Annotated in this window: 19 protein-coding genes; 9 read left to right on the top strand and 10 right to left on the bottom strand. The window is 66.2% G+C overall.

The window, feature by feature from the left end:
* Positions 1 to 22: 22 nt before the first annotated feature.
* The 5 genes from ACFQ2S_RS09340 (at position 23) to ACFQ2S_RS09360 (ending at position 4,813) form a co-directional block, all read left to right on the top strand.
* Positions 23 to 754 (top strand): gamma-glutamylcyclotransferase, encoded by a 732-nt coding sequence (locus tag ACFQ2S_RS09340; RefSeq protein ID WP_386074167.1) that lies wholly within the window; start codon positions 23 to 25, stop codon positions 752 to 754.
* Positions 720 to 2,042 carry a hypothetical protein gene (locus ACFQ2S_RS09345; protein WP_386074168.1) on the top strand — a complete coding sequence of 441 codons (1,323 nt, stop codon included), beginning with the start codon at positions 720 to 722 and terminating at the stop codon, positions 2,040 to 2,042. Before ACFQ2S_RS09340 ends, ACFQ2S_RS09345 begins: the two co-directional genes overlap by 35 nt.
* 83 nt (positions 2,043 to 2,125) lie before the next feature.
* Entirely contained in the window at positions 2,126 to 3,094 is a 969-nt protein-coding gene (locus ACFQ2S_RS09350) for a DUF3179 domain-containing protein (RefSeq protein ID WP_386074169.1), read from the top strand.
* 126 nt (positions 3,095 to 3,220) lie between these two features.
* Positions 3,221 to 4,126 carry a Na/Pi cotransporter family protein gene (locus ACFQ2S_RS09355; protein ID WP_386074170.1) on the top strand — a complete coding sequence of 302 codons (906 nt, stop codon included), beginning with the start codon at positions 3,221 to 3,223 and terminating at the stop codon, positions 4,124 to 4,126.
* On the top strand, positions 4,127 to 4,813 hold the full coding sequence (locus ACFQ2S_RS09360; RefSeq protein ID WP_386074171.1) for a hypothetical protein: 687 nt from the start codon (positions 4,127 to 4,129) through the stop codon (positions 4,811 to 4,813).
* 16 nt (positions 4,814 to 4,829) lie between these two features.
* Here the strand turns inward: ACFQ2S_RS09360 and ACFQ2S_RS09365 are convergent, their stop codons facing one another.
* On the bottom strand, positions 4,830 to 5,399 hold the full coding sequence (locus ACFQ2S_RS09365) for a lipid-binding SYLF domain-containing protein (protein WP_386074172.1): 570 nt from the start codon (positions 5,397 to 5,399) through the stop codon (positions 4,830 to 4,832).
* Between the two features lie 147 nt (positions 5,400 to 5,546).
* A complete protein-coding gene (gene hemB, locus ACFQ2S_RS09370; RefSeq protein WP_386074173.1) occupies positions 5,547 to 6,548 on the bottom strand; it encodes a porphobilinogen synthase in 1,002 nt (333 codons plus the stop codon).
* A gap of 203 nt (positions 6,549 to 6,751) precedes the next feature.
* On the opposite strand from hemB, the gene ACFQ2S_RS09375 reads away from it, so the two are divergent.
* From ACFQ2S_RS09375 to mfd, 3 genes are all read left to right on the top strand, one after another.
* Complete coding sequence (locus tag ACFQ2S_RS09375) at positions 6,752 to 7,252, top strand: component of SufBCD complex (protein ID WP_386074310.1); 501 nt, start codon at positions 6,752 to 6,754, stop codon at positions 7,250 to 7,252.
* Positions 7,253 to 7,427: 175 nt separating this feature from the next.
* On the top strand, positions 7,428 to 9,461 hold the full coding sequence (locus tag ACFQ2S_RS09380; RefSeq protein WP_386074174.1) for a hypothetical protein: 2,034 nt from the start codon (positions 7,428 to 7,430) through the stop codon (positions 9,459 to 9,461).
* A gap of 123 nt (positions 9,462 to 9,584) precedes the next feature.
* The gene (gene mfd / locus ACFQ2S_RS09385) at positions 9,585 to 13,043 is read left to right on the top strand and encodes a transcription-repair coupling factor (protein WP_386074176.1); all 3,459 of its coding nucleotides are present in this window, start codon (positions 9,585 to 9,587) and stop codon (positions 13,041 to 13,043) included.
* On the opposite strand, the gene ACFQ2S_RS09390 is transcribed toward mfd, so the two are convergent.
* The 3 genes from ACFQ2S_RS09390 to ACFQ2S_RS09400 form a co-directional block, all read right to left on the bottom strand.
* A complete protein-coding gene (locus ACFQ2S_RS09390) occupies positions 13,044 to 14,288 on the bottom strand; it encodes a multidrug effflux MFS transporter (RefSeq protein ID WP_386074311.1) in 1,245 nt (414 codons plus the stop codon).
* 84 nt (positions 14,289 to 14,372) lie between these two features.
* Positions 14,373 to 15,005: a DsbA family oxidoreductase gene (locus ACFQ2S_RS09395; protein WP_386074177.1), complete on the bottom strand. Its 633-nt coding sequence runs from the start codon at positions 15,003 to 15,005 to the stop codon at positions 14,373 to 14,375.
* 282 nt (positions 15,006 to 15,287) lie between these two features.
* Positions 15,288 to 16,802 carry a class I adenylate-forming enzyme family protein gene (locus tag ACFQ2S_RS09400; protein WP_386074178.1) on the bottom strand — a complete coding sequence of 505 codons (1,515 nt, stop codon included), beginning with the start codon at positions 16,800 to 16,802 and terminating at the stop codon, positions 15,288 to 15,290.
* A 287-nt stretch (positions 16,803 to 17,089) separates the two neighbouring features.
* Here ACFQ2S_RS09400 and ACFQ2S_RS09405 point away from each other — a divergent pair, with 287 nt between their 5' ends.
* Positions 17,090 to 17,755, top strand: a complete 666-nt coding sequence (locus ACFQ2S_RS09405; RefSeq protein ID WP_386074179.1) for a helix-turn-helix domain-containing protein — start codon at positions 17,090 to 17,092, stop codon at positions 17,753 to 17,755.
* Between the two features lie 36 nt (positions 17,756 to 17,791).
* Here ACFQ2S_RS09405 and ACFQ2S_RS09410 read toward each other — a convergent pair whose 3' ends face one another.
* The 5 genes from ACFQ2S_RS09410 to metA form a co-directional block, all read right to left on the bottom strand.
* Entirely contained in the window at positions 17,792 to 18,031 is a 240-nt protein-coding gene (locus ACFQ2S_RS09410) for a hypothetical protein (protein WP_386074181.1), read from the bottom strand.
* A gap of 248 nt (positions 18,032 to 18,279) precedes the next feature.
* Positions 18,280 to 18,900 (bottom strand): TetR/AcrR family transcriptional regulator, encoded by a 621-nt coding sequence (locus ACFQ2S_RS09415; RefSeq protein ID WP_386074182.1) that lies wholly within the window; start codon positions 18,898 to 18,900, stop codon positions 18,280 to 18,282.
* Positions 18,893 to 19,765 carry a polyphosphate kinase 2 gene (ppk2, locus tag ACFQ2S_RS09420; RefSeq protein ID WP_386074183.1) on the bottom strand — a complete coding sequence of 291 codons (873 nt, stop codon included), beginning with the start codon at positions 19,763 to 19,765 and terminating at the stop codon, positions 18,893 to 18,895. Before ppk2 ends, ACFQ2S_RS09415 begins: the two co-directional genes overlap by 8 nt.
* A 41-nt stretch (positions 19,766 to 19,806) precedes the next feature.
* Positions 19,807 to 20,709, bottom strand: a complete 903-nt coding sequence (locus ACFQ2S_RS09425; RefSeq protein ID WP_386074185.1) for an alpha/beta fold hydrolase — start codon at positions 20,707 to 20,709, stop codon at positions 19,807 to 19,809.
* On the bottom strand, positions 20,684 to 21,610 hold the full coding sequence (gene metA / locus ACFQ2S_RS09430) for a homoserine O-acetyltransferase MetA (protein WP_386074186.1): 927 nt from the start codon (positions 21,608 to 21,610) through the stop codon (positions 20,684 to 20,686). Before metA ends, ACFQ2S_RS09425 begins: the two co-directional genes overlap by 26 nt.
* Positions 21,611 to 21,640 lie beyond the last annotated feature (30 nt).

The following is a 21,640-nucleotide window of genomic DNA, read 5'->3' on the forward strand; positions in this document are numbered from 1 at the left end:
CGCGCGGAACAGGAGGGACCAGGTGTCCGAAAACGATCCCTTCCATCTCCATCCGGGTCTGCGGGGCCTGATCAAGGACCCCGAGGACTCCTTCTTCCGCACCTTCCAGCCCTCCGATCTGGACGAGCTGATCGAGACCACGCCGGGGATGGTCGAATTCCGTATGCCAGACGAGGAGCGGGAGGCCTGCCGCAAGCAGCTCTTCGAGAACTGGACGGACGGGGATCTCTGGGTCTTCGGCTACGGCTCGCTGATGTGGGACCCGGCGTTTCGCTTCCGGGAGGTGCGCCGGGCCCATGTGCCGGATCACGAGCGCGTCTTCTGCCTGGTCGAGGTTGGCGGGCGGGGCACGCCGGACGCGCCGGGCTTGATGGCGGGACTTGCCCCAGGCGATGGCTGCGACGGGCTGGTGTTCCGGATCGCGGAGGCGGACATTCCCGTCGAGACAGAGATCCTCTGGCGCCGCGAGCGGATCGGGCCGGCCTATGCGCCGGAGTTCCTGATGGCCGAGACGGTGGCGGGGCCGGTCCGGGCGCTGGCCTTCGTGGCCGACGAGAGCGCCGATATCATCGACCTGACACTCTCCCGCGAGGCGCAGGTCCGCCATATCGCGACGGGAAAGGGCATCCTCGGCACCAGTCTAGAATACCTCGAGAACATCGTCAGGCATTTCGAAGCGCTCGGGATCGAGGACCCGGACCTCGTCGACCTGCTCCGGGATGCGCGCGCGCTGGCGGCAGACCTCGCCCAATGACCCGCAGGCCGTCGCCCTGCCGATGAACCGGCCCGCTATCTTCTGGACGGGTGCGGCGCTGCTCTGTCTGGGCATTGCCGGGGTGGTTTCCGCCTTCCTTCTCGCCTATCGCATCGGCTACGACACGATCTTCGACATGCCGGCCGGCTTCGGACCCCGGATCGAGGCGATCCTGCAGGAGGGGCATTACTACGTCGAGAGCGACGGCTATCGAGACTACATCGGCCGGCCGCCCTTCCTGCCGCATCTCTACGCGCTCCTGTGGAGCTGGACGGGCAGCATCCCGGCGATGCTCGTGGCCAAGAACCTGATCTTTGGTGGGCTGCTGTCGGCGTGCTTCGCGCTCTGCTGCCGCCGTGCAATGGTTCCGGCCGGAGTGGCGGCGGCCGGGCTTCTGCTCCTTTTCGCGTTTCCCTTCAACGCCTTCACCATGCTGACCCTCAGCTACGAGGAGGCGCTGCTCGGCTTTCTGATCCCGTCCATCCTCGCGCTGGCCATCGCGGAGCGCACGCCGTGGGACAGGTTGCTTCTGGCCGGACTGCTGGCCGTCACCTATCTCACCAAGAGCTCCGCCTTCCTATTCTGCGGCACCTTCGCGGTCGCGCTGCTCTTCACGACCCGATGGAGCTCGCCGCTCCTCCGGACCTTGCCGCTGCTCGCGGTTCTCGCGACAGCGGTGGCGTGGGGTGGTTATTCGGCGGCGAGGACGGGCACCTTTGCCGCGGCCTCCACAAGCTCCTCCACCAACGGCTGGAACCTCTGGAAGGGGAACAACCCGCGCTTCGCCGAGCTCTATCCCGATCGCCACCTGGACGAGCTTGCCGCCGAGGCCCGTGCTGCGGCCCCGCAGTTCGGATCGGAATGGGAGGCGCACCGGTACTACACGGGGCTCGCCCGGGACTTCGTGACCGAGCACCCCGGCCAGGCCCTCCGAAACACCGGCCGGAAGCTCTCCAACATGCTTTTCGGTATCCGGGATTTCGAGTTCAACCGGAACCGGACCGCCAAGGTGGTGCTGCACACCGGCTCGATGCTGGTGAACCGCGTGCTCCTCTTCGCTGCCCTGGGCCTGAGCCTAACGTGGCTCTTGCGCCGTGAAACCAGCCCGGTGCGCCGGCGCGCCGGCGGCTTGTTCCTGCTGCTGGCGGTGAGCTACAGCGCGCCATTCCTGGTCGGTTTCGCCTATTCGCGGCACCTCGTGCCGGTCTTCGTCTCGGCGGTCCTCGTGGTGCTCCTTGCCGCGCGCCCGCTCGATCACGGCGGATCACGCGCCTCCAACGGCCGCTGAACCCTGCGTGAGCCTGGCTGGCCGGATGGCTCCGTGCCTGTCAGGCTTAGGCCATAGCGTTGCCAACCGGGGAGGAGAGGGTGATGTGGAGGCGAATGCTGTGGCCAGCGGCGATCCTGACATTGTGGTCGGGCGTGGCACTGGCCAATCCCGGGATCTGGGAACGGGAATGGCCCGACACCGATTTCGCCAAGACCTCGATCCGGGACTGGGGCGAGATCATCTCCGGCGGGCCGCCGAAGGACGGGATCCCGGCGATCTCGGATCCGGGCTTCCACCGCGCGGCGGACGAGTCCCGGATCGGTGACCGAGAACCGGTCATCACCGTGGAGATCGGCAATGCGACCCCGCGCGCCTATCCGATCCGCTACCTGACCTGGCACGAGATCGTCAACGACACCGTGGGCGGCGTGCCGGTGGCGGTGACCTTCTGCCCGCTCTGCAACTCCGCGCTCACCTTTGACCGCAGGGTCGGGGGACGGACGCTTAGCTTTGGCGTCTCCGGCAAGCTGCGCTATTCTGACATGGTGATGTACGACCGCGAAACTGAGAGCTGGTGGCAGCAGGCGATCGGCGAGGGGATCGTCGGTCACTACACCGGGACGGAGCTGAAGCAATTGCCGAGCTGGATGGAAAGCTGGGCCGAGTTCCGCAGCCGCAACCCCGAAGGGCTGGTCATGGCCGAGCCCGACTACAACCGGTCCTATGGCCGGAACCCATATGCCAACTACGACAGCTCCCGCACCCCGTTCCTCTACAACGGCGAGATGCCGCCGCACGGGATCCCCGCCATGGCCCGGGTCGTCCGGGTGGGTGCGCGCGCCTGGCCGCTCGACCGGTTGGCTGCCTCCGGAGAGATAACCGAAGCCGGGGTCACCATTTCCTGGCAGGCGGGGCAGGCCTCGGCGCTCGACAGCGGCCAGATCGCCCGGGGCCGTGATGTCGGCTCCATCCGGGTGCGCGACGGGCAGGGCAGGGACGTCGCCCACGACGTCATGTTCGCCTTCGCCTTCCACGCCTTCTACCCGAACGGGCGCTGGATGCTCGACTGAGATCGCCCGAACGGCCCGCCCCAAAGCGCTCCTTTTACCCGGCGGTCGGCACTTCTTACCGAAACCACAGGGTGATACACTTCGACCATTATCTGGGGTGTCCTCTCCGCGCTTGGCGGGGTCGGCGTGTTTCTGGTCGGCATGTCGATGCTGTCCGCCGGCCTGAAGGGCCTTGCCGGGCGAAAGATGCGGGAGATGCTGGGCCGCTTCACCAACACCCCGCTCAGCGGGGCGGTGACAGGAGCCCTGACCACCGCCGCCATCCAGTCGTCTTCCGCAACCACCGTCGCCGCCGTGGGCTTTGTCGCATCGGGCATGCTGACGTTTCCACAGGCGCTCGGGATCATCTTTGGCGCCAATATCGGGACGACGATGACCGGCTGGATCGTCGCGACGCTCGGCTTCAAGCTCAACCTCGGAACGGCGATGCTGCCGGCGGTCTTTCTCGGGGCGCTGCTGCACCTGTCCGGCAGGCCGCAGCTTTCGCGGGCCCGGCTGGCGCTCGCGGGGTTCAGCCTGCTCTTCATCGGCATCGACCAGATTAAACTGGCGCTCGCCGCTTTCGAGGGGGTCGTCACCCCCACAGATTTTCCATCCGACACGTTGCTTGGGCGGTTGGAGCTGGTGGGGATCGGCCTGCTAATCACCCTCGTCACACAATCCTCCTCGGCCGGGGTCGCCACCGCGCTCGCGGCCCTCGGGGCCGGGGCGATAAGCTTTCCGCAGGCGGCGGCCATGGTGATCGGGATGGATGTCGGCACCACCGTCACGGCACTTCTGGCGACGGTCGGCGGCGGGACGATGGCGCGGCGCACCGGACTTGCGCATGTGATCTACAACCTCCTGACCGGTGTCATGGCCTTCTTCCTGCTCGGGCCCTTCCTGCTCGGGCCCTTCTCGACCCTCGTCGCGCCGCTGATCGCGGAGGGGAACGGGCAGATCGCGCTGGTGGGATTTCACAGCATGTTCAACGCTCTCGGGGTGGTTCTTGTGTTGCCGTTCGCGCGCCCCTTCGCGCGGATGATCGAGTGAATGGTGCCGGAGCGCGCCGGGCCGCTGACCCGCGGGCTCGACCCGACCCTGCTGTCCGTGCCACGGATTGCAACCGAGGTGACGGTGGTGGCGGTCGACGGGCTCTCGACGGCGCTGGCCGATCACCTCGTCCTGAAGCTCCACGGACGGCCGCCGACCGATGCACCGCACCACTCCCGCGTGACGCTAGAGGCGGCGCTGGCCGAAACGCAGGACTATCTGGGGGAGATCGTGGTGCCCGCGGGCGCCCCTGCCATAGCTGCCCAGGTCGCCGGCAGTTTCCACGCGCTCGATCACCTGTTCCGGCTGCTCTATCGCTGCGACCTGGCCGACAGGATCGAGGTGCTGTCGCATTCGGGGCGCCTGCGTCGCCTGCGCCGTCTGCTCGCAGGGGCCGCAGCCCGCCATGCCCGGCCCGACGATCCGGAGGCGACGGAGCGGATGCTCGATCGGCTCCGCGCGATCATGCGCGAGCAGCGCAAATCACCGCGCGATCGCCTCGTAGCGGAGGCCGTTCATGGGAGAATCCCGGATGAGGCGGCGCAGGCGCAGATCACCGCGCTCCGCTGGCTGCATCGGGTCAGCTATCATCTTTGGCGTATTCGGGTGCATCAGAATGCCGTGCACGCGTCTGCTCCCGCCGTGCCGCTGCCCGAAGAGGCGCGGCTCGACGTGGCGCAGGACTAGTGTCGATCGCCCGAGATCAGGGTATGATGCGACGGTACTTGGTGCCTTCGAGCGTCGCGCCAGCGATCAGTCCGGCCTGGGCAAAGACCAGCGCGATCACGGGTTCCGCGGTGGTCAGGGTCTCGGCAGACAGGTTCCCGCCCTGATCGATCCAGGCGTATTCGGCATCGGCGCCGGCCGACCAGCCGTGCGATGTGCGGAACGCCTGAAGCGCCTCGGGGGTCATGAAGAACAGCGCGTGCGCGTATTGCTGCGCGCCGGCCTGGAAGCCCACGTTGGCCTGGATGGCCTCGTAGAAGTCGACCGTGGTGTTGTTGATCCGGAGTGCGCCGGTGCCATAGCTGCCGCCCACGCCGAAACCGGCCTTGGTGATCAGCGGCATGAACAGAACGCCCGAGGCCTTCTGTTCGAGCTCGGCCGTGCCCGGATAGGTCGTGAACAGGAAGTTGCGCGTCGCGTCGACCCGCTGATCGATCCGCGGGCCGCCATTCGAACCGACGCCATTTGCGCAACCCGAGAGAACCGCGGTTCCGGCTGCCGCCGTTGCGAGGAAACCGCGGCGGGAGAGTGTGTTCTTGAATTCCATGGTACTGCCCCTGGATATCGCCTGAATGCCTGTTGCTCCGGCGTTTCACGCCGGTTGATCAGTCTTATAAAGCAGTGCGGCAGACATGTCACGCTGCCGTCACGGCAATGTGTGCGTTCGGCCTTGATCCGAGCCTGCGGCCGCCTCTCAGGCACCTTTCAGGAGACGCGCCACGCGCGGGGCGTAATAGGTCAGGATCCCGTCGCAGCCGGCGCGCTTGAACGCCAGCAGGCTTTCCAGCATCACCTTCTCGCCGTCGAGCCAGCCATTGGCGGCCGCGGCCTCCAGCATCGCGTATTCGCCGGAGACCTGGTAGGCGAAGGTCGGCGCGCCAAAGGTGTCCTTCACCCGCCGGCAGATGTCGAGATAGGGCATCCCGGGTTTCACCATCACCATGTCGGCGCCTTCCGACAGGTCACGCTCGATCAGCCGCATCGCCTCGTCGCTGTTGGCCGGGTCCATCTGGTAGGTCTTCTTGTCGCCTTTGAGCGCGCCGGTCGCGCCGACCGCGTCCCGGAACGGTCCGTAGAAGGCAGAGGCGTACTTGGCGGCATAGGACATGATCGCGACGCTGCGATGCCCCGCGCCCTCCAGCGCCTTGCGGATGCCGCCGATGCGGCCGTCCATCATGTCGGAGGGGCCGAGGATGTCGGCGCCGGCGGCGGCCTGGGCCAGCGCCATCTTGACCAGCGCCTCGACCGTCTCGTCGTTGACGATCTCGCCGTCCACCACAATGCCGTCATGGCCGTTGCTGTTGTAGGGGTCGAGCGCGATGTCGGTCATTACCGCGATGTCCGGCACCTCGGCCTTGATCGCGCGGATAGCCCGGTTGGTCAGGTTGCCTGGGTTCCAGGCCTCCTCGCAGCCTTCGGTCTTGAGCGCCGGGTCGGTGTAGGGGAAGAGGCAGATCGCCGGTATGCCGAGTTCGGCCGCCTCGGCCGCGGCCTCGACCGTCAGATCGACGGAGCGGCGCAACACGCCGGGCATCGACGCCACCTCCTCGGACACGCCGTTTCCGGCGCACAGAAAGACCGGCCAGATCAGGTCGTCCACGCCGAGCCCGTTTTCGCGGACCAGGGCACGCAGCGGTGCGCTGCTGCGAAGGCGACGCAGGCGGCCGGAGGGGAAGGGGGCTTGGGTGGGGCGCATGGCTCTGCCTGATCCTCTGTTGTGCGTGCAATGACGCAAACTGCGACGGATCGGCAACCACCTCAAGGGTGACAAATCGCGCAAGCGGTGCTGCGGGTTGCACCTTCGGGTCCGTGGCGATACCTCATCGCGCAGGTCCTTCGAACTGTCTTGCGCGAACGGCAGGCAAATCAGGAGTATGCGGAGTGCAAGACTGGTACCAGATGGCGTTCGAACTGATCGACATGCGATCGTTCTCGAACCTTTGGTACTGGATCGCCCTGGCCGTGGTCTGGTCCACTGCAAGCCACTGGGTGCTCGGCGTTCCCTACGACATGGTCACCCGCGCCCGCCGCAATGGCGGTCAGGCCGAGGAGGACATGCGCGACCTGGTGCGCGTCAACGTCAACCGCCTGCTCTACATCACCGAGACCGCCGGAATCTGGATGCTGGCCATCGGCTGCTTCTTCCTGACCACGCTGGCGATCCTCGGCTTCGTCTACTGGATCGAATTCGCCCAGGCGGTGTTCCTCCTGGCGCTGCCGATGGCGCTCGTCTTCGTCTTGTCGATTCGCACGGCGCGCAAGATCCGTGCGGCCGACGGCGCGGGCCTTTATCGCATGCTGCACATCCATCGCTTCCTCACCCAGTTGATCGGGATGATCGCGATTTTCATCACCGCTTTCTGGGGCATGTGGCAGAACATGTCGCTGGGTGTGCTCTAGCCAACGGTTGACGAGGGGCTTCAGCCCCTTCGTCATGCAAGCGTCCGCCGGATTCATGAAAAAATCCAAACCAAATATTGACGCTGCGGAAAGCACAGGTTGTCCGAAGCCTGTTTCCATGTGAAACTGGAAGTCCCAATTCTATTTATTTTCGTATAAAGTTCGGGAGATTTTCATGCGTTATCTCGTATTTTTCAATGCGGTCGATTCCTCACTCGGCCGGGAGCCGCACGCCGTTTTCGGAGATGGAACGGGGTTTACCTTCCTGAAGGACATCAACGCCGGGGCAGGAAACTCCTCCCCCTACAGTCCCACCGCCGGTCTGGGGAAAGTGTTCTTTACCGCCACCAACAGCGCACGGTCGGGGACCGAGGCCTATGTTACCGATGGCACCCCAGGCGGAACCGAGCTGCTTGAAGACATCTATTTCGGCACGGATAGCAGTTTTCCGAATGACTACACGCTCGTCGGGGACACGATCTTCTTCGAGGCGAGAACCGACACTCCCGGCAGCGGATACGAGTTGTTCAAGACGGACGGCACCGCTGCCGGCACCGAACTGGTTCGGGATATCAACCCGGGCGACGGGTCCAGCTCTCCTGCGTATTTCGTTGATCTCGGCGGGCTGCTGCTGTTCCGCGCCAACGACGGCAGCACCGGGGGGGAACTCTATCGGTCGAACGGCACGACCGGAGGCACCCAACGGATCAAGGACATCGAACCCGGCTCGGGAGGCTCGTTCCCCCAACTCGACCAGGATGGCGTGCTCAACGGATCGCTGCTCTTCAATGCCTTCGAGTCCACCTCGGGTCGCGAACTCTGGATCACCGACGGGACCACTTCGGGAACCGTGCTTCTGCTGGACATCGAGTCCGGCTCAGGCAGCAGCAATCCCACCGACTTCGAACGGCTGGGCAATGCAATTCTGTTCTCCGCCCGCACTGCCTCCGACGGCTACGAACTCTGGCGATCCGATGGCACGACCGGCGGCACGTTCCAGATCGCGGATATCTACAGCGGCACCAACAGCTCGAGTCCGGACGAGATCACCACGCTCGGCAACCGGGCGGTCTTCGAGGCCTCGGACACGGGCACGGGCCGGGAACTCTATGTCACCGATGGCAATGCCGCGAGCCTCCTGCTCGACATCAACAACGGGTCCGGCAGTTCCAATCCGAGGTATATCACCCCCTTCGGAGACGGATCGAAAGCCGTCTTCACTGCCTATCGCCCGGGCGAGGGCACGGAACTTTGGGTGACCGACGGCACCACGGGCAACACGCGGCTGTTGAAGGACATCTATTCCGGCGCCTTAAGCTCCAGCCCGCTCAACCTGATCGCGGCGGGGGATCACGTGTTCTTCAGCGCGCGGGATGGCGTCAGTGGCGATTACGAGCTCTGGATGACCGACGGTACATCGAGAGGCACGGTCAAGGTGCTGGACGATGACGACAATCCGATCGTCGACCCCGACAACTTCGCCGTGCTCGCGATCGAAGGCGGCACCAGCGGAGACGACAACCTGACCGGCACGCCCGGTCCGGACACGATCAGCGGCCTGGCCGGCAACGACGTGATCGTCGGGCTCGGCGGCAATGACATGCTCAAAGGCAACAGCGGCGCTGACACGCTGCGCGGAGGGGGCGGCAAGGACACGCTGGACGGAGGCAAGGGCAACGACACCCTGCTCGGCCAAGGCGGGGCCGATGCGCTTCTCGGCAAGGCCGGGGCAGACACCATGAACGGTGGCGGCGGCAACGATATGGTCAGGGGGGACGCCGGCAAGGACACGCTTGAGGGTGGCAAGGGCAACGACACCCTGATCGGCAATTCCGGCGATGATACGCTTCGCGGCAACGGCGGCGCCGACGAGGTCCGGGGCGGGGAAGGCAATGACAGGGCCTTCGGCAATGCCGGGAACGACCGCATGATCGGCGGCGGCGGCAACGACGTCCAGACCGGCGGCGGCGGGGTCGATACCTTTGTCTACGGCACCAATGGCGGCCGGGACAGGATCACCGACTTCAACGTCAATCGCGACATGCTCGACATGGTCGATACCGGTCTGCAGTTCGAGGATCTGCGGTTCATCAAGCGCGGCGGCGGCGACGATACCCTGATCGTCATCAACGACGCGACGAGGATCCTCCTGGAGGATGTCACGCGGGCCGAAATCCGGGGTGCCGAAGACGCCTTCGACTTCGCCTGAAACCACCGAGGCCATCATGCCCGTGATCGGTGGCGCGTAATGCGCCGCCGAATCGTGCGCAGCGGGGCCGGTGGCGCGAATGCCCGTTGACACCGCGGGTCACTGGCATAGGTGACTGCGGTCATGAAAGCTCAAGCACATATCACTGTCGGCGGTGCGCCCGAAGGCTATGACGCGCTGCTCATCGCCCGCGAGCTGGAAAAGGGCGCGCCCGTCGTCCATGTCGCGCGCGACGACAAGCGGCTGGCAGAGATGCGGGCGGCGCTCGGCTTTTTTGCGCCCAACGCCGTGGTGCTGGATTTTCCGGGTTGGGATTGTCTGCCCTACGACCGGGTCTCGCCCAATTCCGAGATCTCGGCGCGGCGGATGGCGACGCTGGCGGCGCTGACGGCGGGCATTCCCGGCCCCTTCGTGCTGCTCACCACGCTCAATTCCGCAACCCAGCTCGTGCCGGCGCGGGCGGTGCTGCGCGAGGCGGCCTTCACCGCACGGGTGGGGGAGCGGATCGACGAGGCGGCGCTGAAATCCTTCCTCGTGCGGATGGGCTTCACCCAGGCGCCGACGGTGCTGGAGCCGGGCGACTACGCCGTGCGGGGCGGTATCATCGACGTTTTCCCGCCGGGCCATCCGGGCCCGATCCGGCTCGACCTGTTCGGCGATGTACTCGACGGCGCCCGCCGCTTCGACACCGCCAACCAGCGCACCACGGAGAAGCTGCAGGCGGTGGAGCTGGCGCCGGTCTCGGAGGTGATCCTCGACGAGGCGGCGATCACGCGGTTCCGGCAGACCTATCGCATCGAGTTCGGCGCCGCGGGCACCGACGATCCGCTTTACGAGGCGGTCAGCGCGGGGCGCAAGCACGCCGGCATGGAGCACTGGCTGCCGTTCTTCCACGAGCGGCTGGAGACGCTCTTCGACTATCTGCCCGACGCCGCGGTGATGCTGGACGACCAGACCGACGCCGCGCGTCTGGTTCGCTGGGACGGGATCGTCGACAGCTACGACAACCGGCTGGAGGCCATGAAGTCCAAGGCGCGGCTGGATTCCGTCTACAAGCCCGCGGCTCCGGCCACGCTCTATCTCGACGATGCCGGCTGGGAGGCCGCGATCGCCGGCCACCGGGTGCTCAAGCTGAGCGCGCTGCCGCAGGGCACCGGCCCCGGTGCGATCGACGCCGGCGGGCGGATCGGGCGCAATTTCTCGCCCGAGCGCCAGCAGGAAAACGTGATCCTTTTCAGAGCGCTGGCCGAGCACCTTAAGAAGAAACGTCAGGATGGGCAGGTCGTCGTCGCCAGCTATTCCGAGGGCGCGCGGGAGCGGCTCGCGGGCCTGATGGAGGACGAGGGCGTCGTCGGCGCGACCGAGATCACCGATTTCCGCGACGTGCCCGAGGGCAAGGGCGGGCTCTACCTCGTCGTCTGGGCGCTGGAGCATGGCTTCGAAGGCACCGGGCTGACCGTCATCTCCGAGCAGGACGTGCTGGGCGACCGGCTGATCCGCAAGCCGCGCAGCAAGCGGCGGGCGGAGAACTTCCTGACCGAGGCGCAATCGCTCAGCCCCGGCGACCTCGTGGTCCATGTCGACCACGGCGTCGGCCGCTACATGGGGCTGGAGATCGTCAACGCGCTCGGCGCGGATCACGAGATGATCCACCTCGAATACGCCGAGGGCGCGCGGCTCTACCTGCCGGTGGAAAACATCGAGCTTCTGAGTCGCTTCGGTCATGAGGAAGGGCTGCTCGACAAGCTCGGCGGCGGGGCCTGGCAAGCCAAGAAGGCCAAGCTCAAGGAGCGTATCCGCCAGATCGCCGACAAGCTGATGCGCATCGCGGCCGAGCGGGCCCTGCGCAAGGCGCCGGTCCTGCATATCGATCACCACGCCTGGGAGGAGTTTTCGGCCCGCTTCCCCTACCAGGAGACGGACGACCAGCTGAAGGCCATCGAGGACGTGCTCGATGACCTCGATCGGGGCATCCCGATGGACCGGCTGATCTGCGGCGACGTGGGTTTCGGCAAGACCGAGGTGGCGATGCGCGCGGCCTTCGTCGCCGCGATGTCGGGGATGCAGGTCGCCGTGATCGCGCCGACGACGCTGCTCGCCCGCCAGCATGCCAAGAGCTTTGCCGATCGGTTCCGGGGCTTCCCGGTGAAGGTGCGGCAACTTTCGCGTTTCGTCGGCACGAAGGAAGCTACCGAGACCCGCAAGGGCATCGCCGACGGCTCCGTCGATATCGCCATCGGCACCCATGCGTTGCTCGCCAAGCAGGTGAAGTTCCACAGCCTCGGGCTGCTCATTATCGACGAGGAGCAGCATTTCGGTGTGCAGCACAAGGAGCGGCTCAAGGAGATGCGCTCCGACATCCACGTGCTGACGCTCACAGCAACGCCGATCCCGCGGACCTTGCAGATGTCGCTTTCGGGTGTGCGGGACCTGTCGATCATCGGCACGCCGCCCATCGACCGCCTGGCGATCCGCACCTATGTCAGCGAGTTCGATACCGTGACCATCCGCGAGGCGCTCCTGCGCGAGCACTACCGCGGTGGGCAGAGCTTTTTCGTGGTCCCGCGCATCAAGGACCTGCCCGACATGGAGGCCTTCCTGAAGGACCATGTGCCGGAGGTCTCCTATGTCGTGGCCCATGGCCAGATGGCGGCGGGCGAGCTCGACGACCGGATGAACGCCTTCTACGACGGCAAGTACGACGTGCTGCTGGCGACGACCATCGTGGAAAGCGGCCTCGACATTCCGACCGCGAACACGATGGTGGTGCACCGTGCCGACATGTTCGGGCTCGCGCAGCTCTACCAGATCCGCGGCCGGGTGGGGCGTGCCAAGACCCGCGCTTACGCCTACCTGACCACCAAGCCGCGCATGAAACTGACCGATGCCGCCGAGAAGCGGCTACGCGTTCTGGGCTCGCTCGACACGCTCGGCGCGGGTTTCACGCTGGCCAGCCAGGATCTCGACATCCGTGGCGCCGGCAACCTGGTGGGCGAGGAGCAGTCCGGCCAGATGCGCGAGGTGGGGTACGAGTTGTACCAGACGATGCTGGAAGAGGCGATCGGCAAGATCAAGTCGGGCAGCTTCGAGGGGCTGACCGATGACGATGGCCAATGGGCGCCGCAGATCAATCTTGGCGTGCCGGTGCTGATCCCGGAGGATTACGTGCCGGATCTCGACGTGCGGCTAGGCCTCTATCGCCGGCTCTCCGGTCTCACCACCAAGGTGGAGCTGGAAGGCTTCGCCGCCGAGTTGATCGATCGCTTCGGCAAGCTGCCCAAAGAGGTAAACACGCTGCTGCTGATCGTGCGGATCAAGGCGATGTGCAAGCGCGCCGGCATCGCCAAGCTCGACGGTGGGCCCAAGGGCGCGACGATCCAGTTCCACAACGACAAGTTCGCCAACCCGGCAGGGCTGGTGGACTTCGTGCAGGGCCAGAACGGCCTCGCCAAGATCAAGGACAACAAGATCGTCGTGCGACGGGACTGGAAGAACAACGCCGACAAGATCAAGGGCGCCTTCGCCATCGCGCGCGACCTTGCCGAGCATGCCAGGGGCGCGGCGCCCGCCAAGGCGCGCTGATCAGGCGGGCAGGGCGCCCTGCACCCGCCTGATCCGCAGAACGAGGATCAGAGAGATTGCGGCCAGCAGCGCGGTGGAGACCATGAGCGGCAGCGGCGTGCCGTCGAAGGCCAGCCCGATCGGCACCGCCAGCGCCACGGCGATCACTGTGCCCACCGAGCCCAGCACCGAGGCCGCGAGGCCCGCGAGATGGCCCATCGGCTCCATCGCGATGGAGTTCAGGTTGCCGAGCGTCAGTCCGTTCAGGAAGAACACCGAGCAGGTCCAGAGCAGGTAGATGACGAAACCGCTGTTCGCCGGCAGCCAACCTTCGGCAAAGAGCACCGACACGATGGCTGAAAAGGCAAACTGCAGCGCGAGCGCATAGGTCGCCAGCCGGCGCATTCCGTAGCGGCCGACGAGGTTGGCGTTCAGCAGGCTGGAGCCGGCGGCAAACAGGCCGATCATGCCGAACCAGAGCGGGAAATGAGCGCCTTCGCCGAAAGTGATGTCAAAGATCGGCTGGATCGAGCTGATGTTGGCGAACAGGATCGAGAAGCAGAAGCCCTGCGCCGCGACGGCGATCAGCACGACGCGGTTGGACAGCACCTCGACGACGCCGCGATAGAGCGACGACGGGCGAAACGGACGTCGGTTGGCCGGCTCAAGGGTCTCTTCTTGCCGGAGCATCATCCAGGCGGCGCTGACCAGGGAAAACAGCAGGAACGAGCCGAAGATGCCGCGCCACCCGGTCAGGGCGATGATCCCAGCCCCGATCGTGGGCGCGACGGCGGGAACCAGCGTGAACACCATCATGACGAAAGACATCAGCCGCGCCATCTCGCGGCCGGCATAGAGGTCGCGGACGATGGCGATGGCGGCGATCCGCGGACCGGCGGCGCCGAAGCCCTGGACCAGACGCCCGAGCAGCATCATCTCGAGCGTGCTCGACCGCCAGGCGATGATCGCTCCCAGAATGTAGACCGCCGCGCCGCCCAGGATCACCGGACGCCGCCCGAAGGTGTCCGACAGCGGCCCGGTAAAGATCGTCGCCAGCCCCATGCCCAGCACGAAGCTGGTCAGGATCAGCTGCGCCCGGTTCGGGTTCTCGGGTGTCAGCTCCTGCGCGATCTCCGGCAGGGCCGGGAGCATGGAATCGATCGAAAAGGCAATGGTGGCGAACAGCATCGCGATGAGCGCGATGAATTCGACCCGGGGCAGGCGTTTTGGCATGTCAGGGATCCTTCTGAGCGTTGCCGCTAACACGAAGGGGTCTGATCCGCCAATTGTGAGAATCTGCACAGCGGCCTGTGCGCAAGCTTCCGCCGCCCCGTCCGGGCCGGGGCCGCGCTAGAGCTGGCCGTTGATCTCGTCGATCAGCTTCACCCAGAGATCCGGCTGCTGCGCGCCGGGCACGACATGGGTGTTGGCGATCACGAAAGTCGGTACGCCGGTCACGCCACGTTCGCGGGCATTCGCGTCGCGGGTGCGAATGTCCTCGATATCGGAATCGCTCTCCAGCAGGCGGTGCACCACGGCTGCATCCATGCCGGCGCTGTCGGCAATGTCCGCCAGGACGTCCACATCGCCGATGTCGCGCCCCTCGAGGAAGTAGGCGTCAAAGAGAGCGCCGGCCACGAGGGTCTGGCGCTGCTCGATCCCGGCCCAATGGATAAGGCGGTGGGCGTCGAGCGTATTGGGCGTGCGCTTGATGGCGCCGAAGTCGATCTCCAGCCCCGCAGCCTCGGCGGCCTCGGCGATCCGGGCATAGACCTCTACCGCCTGTTTCTTTCCACCGAATTTCGCCTCGAGATAGGCGCGGCGGTCCATTCCCTCGCGCGGCATGTCGGGGTTGAGCTGGAACGGGTGCCATTCGATCGCAAAGGGGTGGTCCGGGCGCTGCTCCATTGCGCGTAACAGCAAGGTTTTGCCGATGAGGCACCAGGGACAGATCGGGTCGGAGAGGATGTCGAGCTTGATCATGCCGCCTCGTGTAGCAGCCATGTGCCCGATGCCAAGGGAAAAGTCGCGGTCCCTCGTCGGCATGGCGGTGCGCCCGACCACAAGCCGGGCTCTCCCGCCCACTGCGCTCGCGTGCCCTTGCGGGCCCGCTCGGCAGCGGTTGGGCGTGGCCCGCCTGCGGCGGGTGGGTGGCGAGAGGGTCGGTGGAGCTGCGATCTGACGCGCGCGAAGCGCGCGCCCGGCCCAACGGGAGGAGGCGCATCTTTGATGCGTCGACGACGGGCGGGAGCCCTGCGGGCTGGATCAGGGGGCGCGACGCAGGCTCTTGCGGTCGATCTTGCCGTTGCCGGACCGAGGGAGGGCCGGCAGATGGGTGAAGAGGCGAGGGCATTTGTAGCGGGCGAGCCGTTCGGCGGCGAAGGCAGCGAGCGCTTCCGAAGACAGCGCTTCCGGGCCGGCGTAGAAGGCGGCGATGACCGTTGTGTCCGCTTTGACCTCGACCTCGACACAGGCGGCTTCGATAATGCCCGGGTGGCTGCAGAGGACCGCTTCTACCTCCAACGGGGAGACGCGGTAGCCGCCGGCATTCATCATGTCGTCGGCCCGGCCCAGATAGGTGATCGCGCCGTCTCCGGCCATTGAAGCCGTGTCTCCAGTCAGGAACCAATCGCCCTGGTAGCGATCCTCTGTCTCGCGATCGGCCTCGAAGTAGCCAAGCATCAACCCGGGATCGCTTCGGTGGATCGCCAGCGTCCCGGGCGTGCCGCGCGGCACGGGCTGCCCCGCGGCATCGAGAACCGCCAGCCGCCGGCCCCTTTGGGGATAGCCGGAACTGCCGGGTGGCGCGGTGCGAGCGGGGCTTCCGGAGAGGTAGGTCGAGCATTCGGACATGCCGAGCGCTTCGTGTACCTCCGTGCCGGTGGCAGCTTGCCATGCGTCGCGGAGCGCGTCCGGCATCTTCTCGCCAGCCGACACGCCGTGGCGCAGCCTTGGCAGGTCGAGGCGGTCGACGCCACGCAGCATCTGGCGATAGACGCCCGGCGCGGCGGCAAAGATCGTCGCGTCGTGGCGCTTGAGCAGGAGCGGCACCTGGTCGGGCGTCACGCCGGCGGTGGGGATCAGGGCGGTGGCGCCGATCGCCCAAGGATCGAGCAGGCCGGTGCCGAGCGTGTAGGTCCAGTTGAAGGCGCCGGCGTGGAGCAGGCGATCGGATTGCTGCAGCCCGTACCAATCCTCCCACATCATCTGCCGGGCCCAGATCGCGCGATGTGCATGGACGACGCCGCGCGGTCGACCGGAGGTGCCGGAAGTGTAGACGATATAGGCGGGCCGGTCGGGAGACCCCATCGCCGGCGGGCACGGCGGGGTCGTCTCCATCTCGCGCAGGGCAAGGGCCGGGATCAGCCGGGCGTCGCTTCCGTCCGGCAGGGCCACGTCGGGGGCGGCGACGATGGCGGAGGGGCGGAGTTCGGCGGCGATGGCGGTGATCTCCGGAGACGTCAGGGCGGCCGAGGTCGGCACCGGGATGATCCCGGCCCAGATCGCACCGAGAAAGGCGAGGGGAAATTCGACCTCGTTGCCGAGGCGCATCAGCAGCCGGTCGCCTGGAGTGAGCCCGGCGGCCAGAAGCCCCGCGCCGATACCTTCGACGGCCTGCGCCAGCGCCCCGTAGCGCCACCGCGACGCACGGGATGGCGAGACGATGGCGAGCGCCGTCTTGTCGGCAAGCCGGTCGGCCTGCGCCAGCACATGGGCGGCGAGGTTGAAGGAGGGGGGCGGGGGCACGGGGGCCGTCTCGAAATGGACCGAAGCTGTCATGTCATTCGGCTAGCGGAGGCGGGCGCGTGGGGCAAGCTTCGGAAGGCCGGATCGTCGCCTGGCGCGTTGGGGGTGCGGAGCCACCGGCGGTCGGCTCCCGCCCGTCGTCGACGCATCGGAGATGCGCCTCCTCCCGTTGGGCCGGGCGCGCCTTCGGCGCGTAGGGCGTCGTGCGAGGTTTAGCCATTGGGGCCACGATTGCAGAGAGGCGTTGGGCAGAAGGGTGACCGCCGTGCCCGGTGCAAGCATACCTTGCCGACTGGATGCGCTCGAAGCCGCGGATTGAAATGCCTCTGGGCATCCCCTATGACCCGTCCATGACCGACCAGAGCTATCCCTCCGACCCCAAGCACCTCATCCGGATCGCGCGTGAAAGCGGACAGGATGAGCGTGTCGAGCCGCTCGACCTCGGCGAGCGGGTGAGGGCGCTGCGCAAAGCGCAGGGATGGACACTGGAACAGGCGGCCGGACAGGCCGGGCTGGCGCGCTCGACGCTCTCGAAGATCGAGAACGGGCAGATGTCGCCCACCTACGACGCGCTCAAGAAGCTCGCCGAGGGACTCAACATCTCGGTGCCGCAACTCTTCACGCCGCCGCCGAAGGTCGAGGCCAACGGGCGCATGGTGGTGAACAAATCCGGCGACGGCGCTGCCCATGCGACGGCTACCTACGAGCACGAACTGCTGGCCGACGGACTTACGAGCAAGAAGATGCTGCCCTATAGGGCACGCATCCGGGCGCGCTCGATGGACGAGTTCGACGGCTGGGTGCGCCACGAGGGCGAGGAGTTCCTGCTGGTCCTGACGGGGGTGATCCGGCTGTTCACGGAGTTCTACGCGCCGGTCGACCTGGGCCGCGGCGACAGCGCCTATTACGACGCGACGATGGGCCATAACGTGATTTCTCTGAGCCAGGATGACGCCACGATCCTCTGGGTGACGTCGCTCACCTGATCTGTGCTCTCGACGTGCGGAGGTCTGCCAGCAGCCTCACTCCGCAGCGCAGGCGAAGGCTCCCACGTCCCGCGTCGCGGCGCCGGGCATGAGGCGCCACTCGATGGCTTCGGCACCTTCGGCTTCGGTCAGGTCATGAGTATCTGCAATATACTCCGCCAGCAGGCGCTTGTTGCCGCGAAACCGGGCCAACGCGACCGGATCGGCATGGGGAAAGAGGTCGTGAAGCCGTGAGAGCTGTCCGTGCCAATCCTGCAGGATATCGCTCCAAGTCATCACCATCCTCCCCATGGCCGTGATTGCTTGAAGTGCAGGATACCCGAGAAATGCTGCGATGCGGAAGCGTTTCGCGCGGTGAGCTAGGCGAATCGCGGCAATTCATTGGTCTGTTGGGAGAAATTGCCTTTTGGCCCGGAAGGCGAACCGCTGGAAAACCAGATAGTTAGCGCGAACATCCGAAGGCGCAGCGTGGCGAATCCGCCCTGCGATGATTCGCGCACCCCGTGCTGTCGACCATGTCAGGATCAGATGTCTGGCGGCAACAGGCCGAGGCCGCGCAGGTAGATTCCGATGCCGGTTTCCAGAAGGTCGTCCGCCGGGAACGGGGCGCGGCTGCCTGGCGCACCGCGGGCATAGAGTTCGACCACACCGTGGCTCATCGCCCAGATGTGGGCCGAGACCATCTGCGGCGGCGGCCTGCGCCCCGCGGGGAGCTGCTCCATCAGGCGCTCTGCTGCCTGCTCGAGGATCCCGCTGGCCCGCTCCGCCGCGCTTGCAAGCTGCGGGTCCGACTGAAGCGACAGCCCGGCCTCGAACATTGCCTGGTAATGGCCGGGATACTTGCGGGCAAAGGCCAGGTAGGCGCGGCCGGTGGCCTCGAAACTGGCGAGCGCCGAAGGCTGCCCCTTGTCGAAGGCGTATTCCATGAGATCGGCAAAGATCTCGAACCCCTGCCGAGCGATCTCGGTCAGCAGATCCTCGCGCCCCTGGAAGTGGCGATAGACCGCGGCCGGGGTTACGCCTGCGTCCTTCGCGGCTTCCGAAAGCGAAAAGCCCTGCGGTCCCTTATGTTCGATCAGCCCGAGCGCCGCATCGATCAGCGCCTCGCGCAGATTTCCGTGATGATAGCCCCGTTTCTTAGGCATGTATCAGGGCAGGGCCCCCGCAAATGAGATGATCCGGCTTCCCGACCACCTTCTCCTTCTTTCCGTCATAGTCGACCTGGCTCAGCACGAGGCGGATCGCGGCGATGCGGGCCCGGCGCTTGTCGTCGGCGCGGATCACGGTCCAGGGGGCATAGATCTCGTGGGTGAGGTGCAGGGTCTCCGAGATAGCCTCGGAATACTCTTCCCAGAACCTGAGGCCGTCGACGTCGATCTTGGAAAGCTTCCACTGCTTAAGCGGATCATGCTCGCGCGAAAGCATCCGGTTGAGTTGCTCGGCTTGGCTGATGTTGAGCCAGATCTTGAACAGCCGGATTCCATCCTCGACGATGAGTTTCTCGAAATCGGGGAGCTGCTTGAAGAATGCCTGCCGCTCCTGTTCCGTGCAGAAGTCGAACACCTTCTCGACGACCCCCCGGTTGTACCATGACCGGTCAAACAGGCAAATCTCGCCGCCCGCCGGCATCTGTTCGATGTACCGCTGGAAATACCATTGCTTGGCTTCGCGACTGGTGGGCGCAGACAGCGCAACCACGCGAGCCGAGCGCGGATTCATGTGCTCCATGAAGCGCTTGATCGCGCCGCCCTTGCCGGCGGTGTCGCGGCCCTCGAAGACGATGGCGATCCGCTCGCCAGCTCGATGCGCCCAGGCCTGCAGCTTCACCAGTTCGATCTGCAGCTTGTGCAGCGTGTCTTCGTATTCGTCGCGCCCCATCCGTTCCTGGTAGGGGTAGCTGCTGTTGAGGATCGGCTTGCCTTCGGAACCCTTGATCGCCTTGCGGACGCTTTCCGGGGCACTTTTCTTGTAGAACTCACTGATGGCACCATCGAAGGGCAGGCTGGACATCGAATTTCCCTCTTTTTTTCCAGTATGTCCGTGGATGGAGTTCAGTTCAATCCGGCCCGGACCGCGGCGCTTCGGATCGCGGCCAGCGTTGCATCCGGGGCAACGTGATGAGGCATGTGCCCGATGCCGGGCAGTTTGGTGAGCCGGGCATTGGGCAGCAGACGGGACATCGGGTGGGCATGGACCGCTGCCGGAACGATCGTGTCGGCGGTGCCGTGGACGATCTCGACCGGGATCGAAAGGCCCGGGTAGCGACGGGCCATGGCGGCGACATGGGGTTTCAGCCCCGCCACCTGCCGCACGTTGCTGCGCAGGACCGCCGCGCGGCGCAGGGTGAGCGGGATGCCGACATGCTCGAGGTATCCGTCGGGGGGCTGCTGTGGGGCGAAGATCGAGGCCACGGAGTTCCGGGCGTAGCTGTCCGGCAACCAGCCCGAGACCAGCGGCACCACGGTCGCGGCGCCGAAGGTAGTGGAGGCGATGCGATACCAGGGCCCGAGATCGCCCGGCCAGGGCATGGTGGCGCCGGCGAGCGTGACCACCGCCGCCACGCGTTCGGGATGCTCCAGCGCCCAGGCCATTGCGACCGAGCCGCCGAAGGAATGGCCGACAATCACCGCCCGGCCGAGGCCCAGCATCCCCGCGGCGGCATCCAGCACCGCGGCCTGCTCGGCGGGGCTCTCGCCGTCGGCGTGGAGCGGATCGGAATGGCCGAGTCCGGGCCTGTCGAAGGCGGTGACGCGGAAATCCCGCGCCAGCCGCCCGACAAGATCGAAGGTGAAATCGCGCAGGTTCCCAGAGGCCCCGTGCAGCAGCACCACGTCTGGTCCGCTGCCGGTGGTCAGGGCATGGACCACGCCCCCGCCGACGGGCAGGAGCCGGCCGACCGGCGGGTAGCCGTGATCCGGCCCGCCGCCCTTACCAGTGCCCGGTGCCGATGGCATTCAGGTCGAACGGCGTGGTCTGATAGATCTCGTTGATCCAGTTGCCGTAAAGCAGGTGGGCATGGCTGCGCCAGCGGTTGGTGGGCGGGTTGTGCGGGTCGTCGTCCGGGTAGTAGTTCACCGGCACCTTGATCTCGCGCCCCTCCGACACGTCGCGGTCGTACTCTTCCTTCAGCGTGCCGCTGTCGTATTCGAAGTGATTGAAGATATAGAGCGCCCCGTGCTCGGGGTCTTCCACCAGCGCCGGCCCGGTGTCGTCGGAGGACAACAGCGGGATCAGCGCCGGCACGGCCTCGACCTCGTCCTGCCGGATCTCGGTCCAGCGGCTGACCGGCATCAGCAGGTCGTCCGAGAAGCCGCGCAGATAGGGCGAGGCGGGGGCGAGGTTCTGGTGCCGGAAACAGCCGAAGGCCTTGTGGTCCAGCATGTGCTTCGCCACGCCGTGGAAATGGTTGATCATCGCCATCCCGCCCCAGCAGACGCCGAGGGTGGAATGCACGTTGGTCTGGGTCCAGTCGAAGATCTGCTGCAGCTCGTCCCAATAGGTCACCTCCTCGAAGGGAAGGTGCTCGATCGGGGCGCCGGTGATGATCAGGCCGTCGAATTTCTCGTCCTGCACCTCGACCCAGGGCTTGTAGAACGCCTCCATGTGCTCGGCGGCGGTGTTGCGCGTTTCGTGCGAGGAGATCCGGATCAGGTGCAGGTCGATCTGCAGCGGCGTCGCCCCGATCAGCCGGGCGAACTGCGTCTCGGTCTGGATCTTCTTGGGCATCAGGTTGAGCAGCGCGATGCGCAGCGGGCGTATGTCCTGCCGGGCGGCCCGGTCCTCGCCCATGACCATGACGCCTTCGTTCAGAAGGACATCATAGGCGGGCAGGGTTTCGGGCAGTTTGATCGGCATGGCTCTTCTTTCTGTTTGAGGCCGTTCAGA

This window comes from Tropicimonas aquimaris, from assembly GCF_042676185.1.
Classification (GTDB): Bacteria; Pseudomonadota; Alphaproteobacteria; order Rhodobacterales; family Rhodobacteraceae; genus Tropicimonas; species Tropicimonas aquimaris.

Excerpts from the sequence above, each read along its gene's own strand:
- ACFQ2S_RS09415 (WP_386074182.1), bottom strand. The coding sequence starts at position 18,900 with ATGCCTAAGAAACGGGGCTATCATCACGGAAATCTGCGCGAGGCGCTG.
- ACFQ2S_RS09375 (WP_386074310.1), top strand. The coding sequence starts at position 6,752 with ATGGCGTTCGAACTGATCGACATGCGATCGTTCTCGAACCTTTGGTAC.
- ACFQ2S_RS09425 (WP_386074185.1), bottom strand. The coding sequence starts at position 20,709 with ATGCCATCGGCACCGGGCACTGGTAAGGGCGGCGGGCCGGATCACGGC.
- ACFQ2S_RS09400 (WP_386074178.1), bottom strand. The coding sequence starts at position 16,802 with ATGACAGCTTCGGTCCATTTCGAGACGGCCCCCGTGCCCCCGCCCCCC.
- metA (WP_386074186.1), bottom strand. The coding sequence starts at position 21,610 with ATGCCGATCAAACTGCCCGAAACCCTGCCCGCCTATGATGTCCTTCTG.
- ppk2 (WP_386074183.1), bottom strand. The coding sequence starts at position 19,765 with ATGTCCAGCCTGCCCTTCGATGGTGCCATCAGTGAGTTCTACAAGAAA.
- ACFQ2S_RS09410 (WP_386074181.1), bottom strand. The coding sequence starts at position 18,031 with ATGACTTGGAGCGATATCCTGCAGGATTGGCACGGACAGCTCTCACGG.
- ACFQ2S_RS09365 (WP_386074172.1), bottom strand. The coding sequence starts at position 5,399 with ATGGAATTCAAGAACACACTCTCCCGCCGCGGTTTCCTCGCAACGGCG.
- ACFQ2S_RS09350 (WP_386074169.1), top strand. The coding sequence starts at position 2,126 with ATGTGGAGGCGAATGCTGTGGCCAGCGGCGATCCTGACATTGTGGTCG.
- ACFQ2S_RS09345 (WP_386074168.1), top strand. The coding sequence starts at position 720 with ATGCGCGCGCGCTGGCGGCAGACCTCGCCCAATGACCCGCAGGCCGTC.
- ACFQ2S_RS09405 (WP_386074179.1), top strand. The coding sequence starts at position 17,090 with ATGCCTCTGGGCATCCCCTATGACCCGTCCATGACCGACCAGAGCTAT.
- hemB (WP_386074173.1), bottom strand. The coding sequence starts at position 6,548 with ATGCGCCCCACCCAAGCCCCCTTCCCCTCCGGCCGCCTGCGTCGCCTT.
- mfd (WP_386074176.1), top strand. The coding sequence starts at position 9,585 with ATGAAAGCTCAAGCACATATCACTGTCGGCGGTGCGCCCGAAGGCTAT.
- ACFQ2S_RS09360 (WP_386074171.1), top strand. The coding sequence starts at position 4,127 with ATGGTGCCGGAGCGCGCCGGGCCGCTGACCCGCGGGCTCGACCCGACC.
- ACFQ2S_RS09395 (WP_386074177.1), bottom strand. The coding sequence starts at position 15,005 with ATGATCAAGCTCGACATCCTCTCCGACCCGATCTGTCCCTGGTGCCTC.
- ACFQ2S_RS09380 (WP_386074174.1), top strand. The coding sequence starts at position 7,428 with ATGCGTTATCTCGTATTTTTCAATGCGGTCGATTCCTCACTCGGCCGG.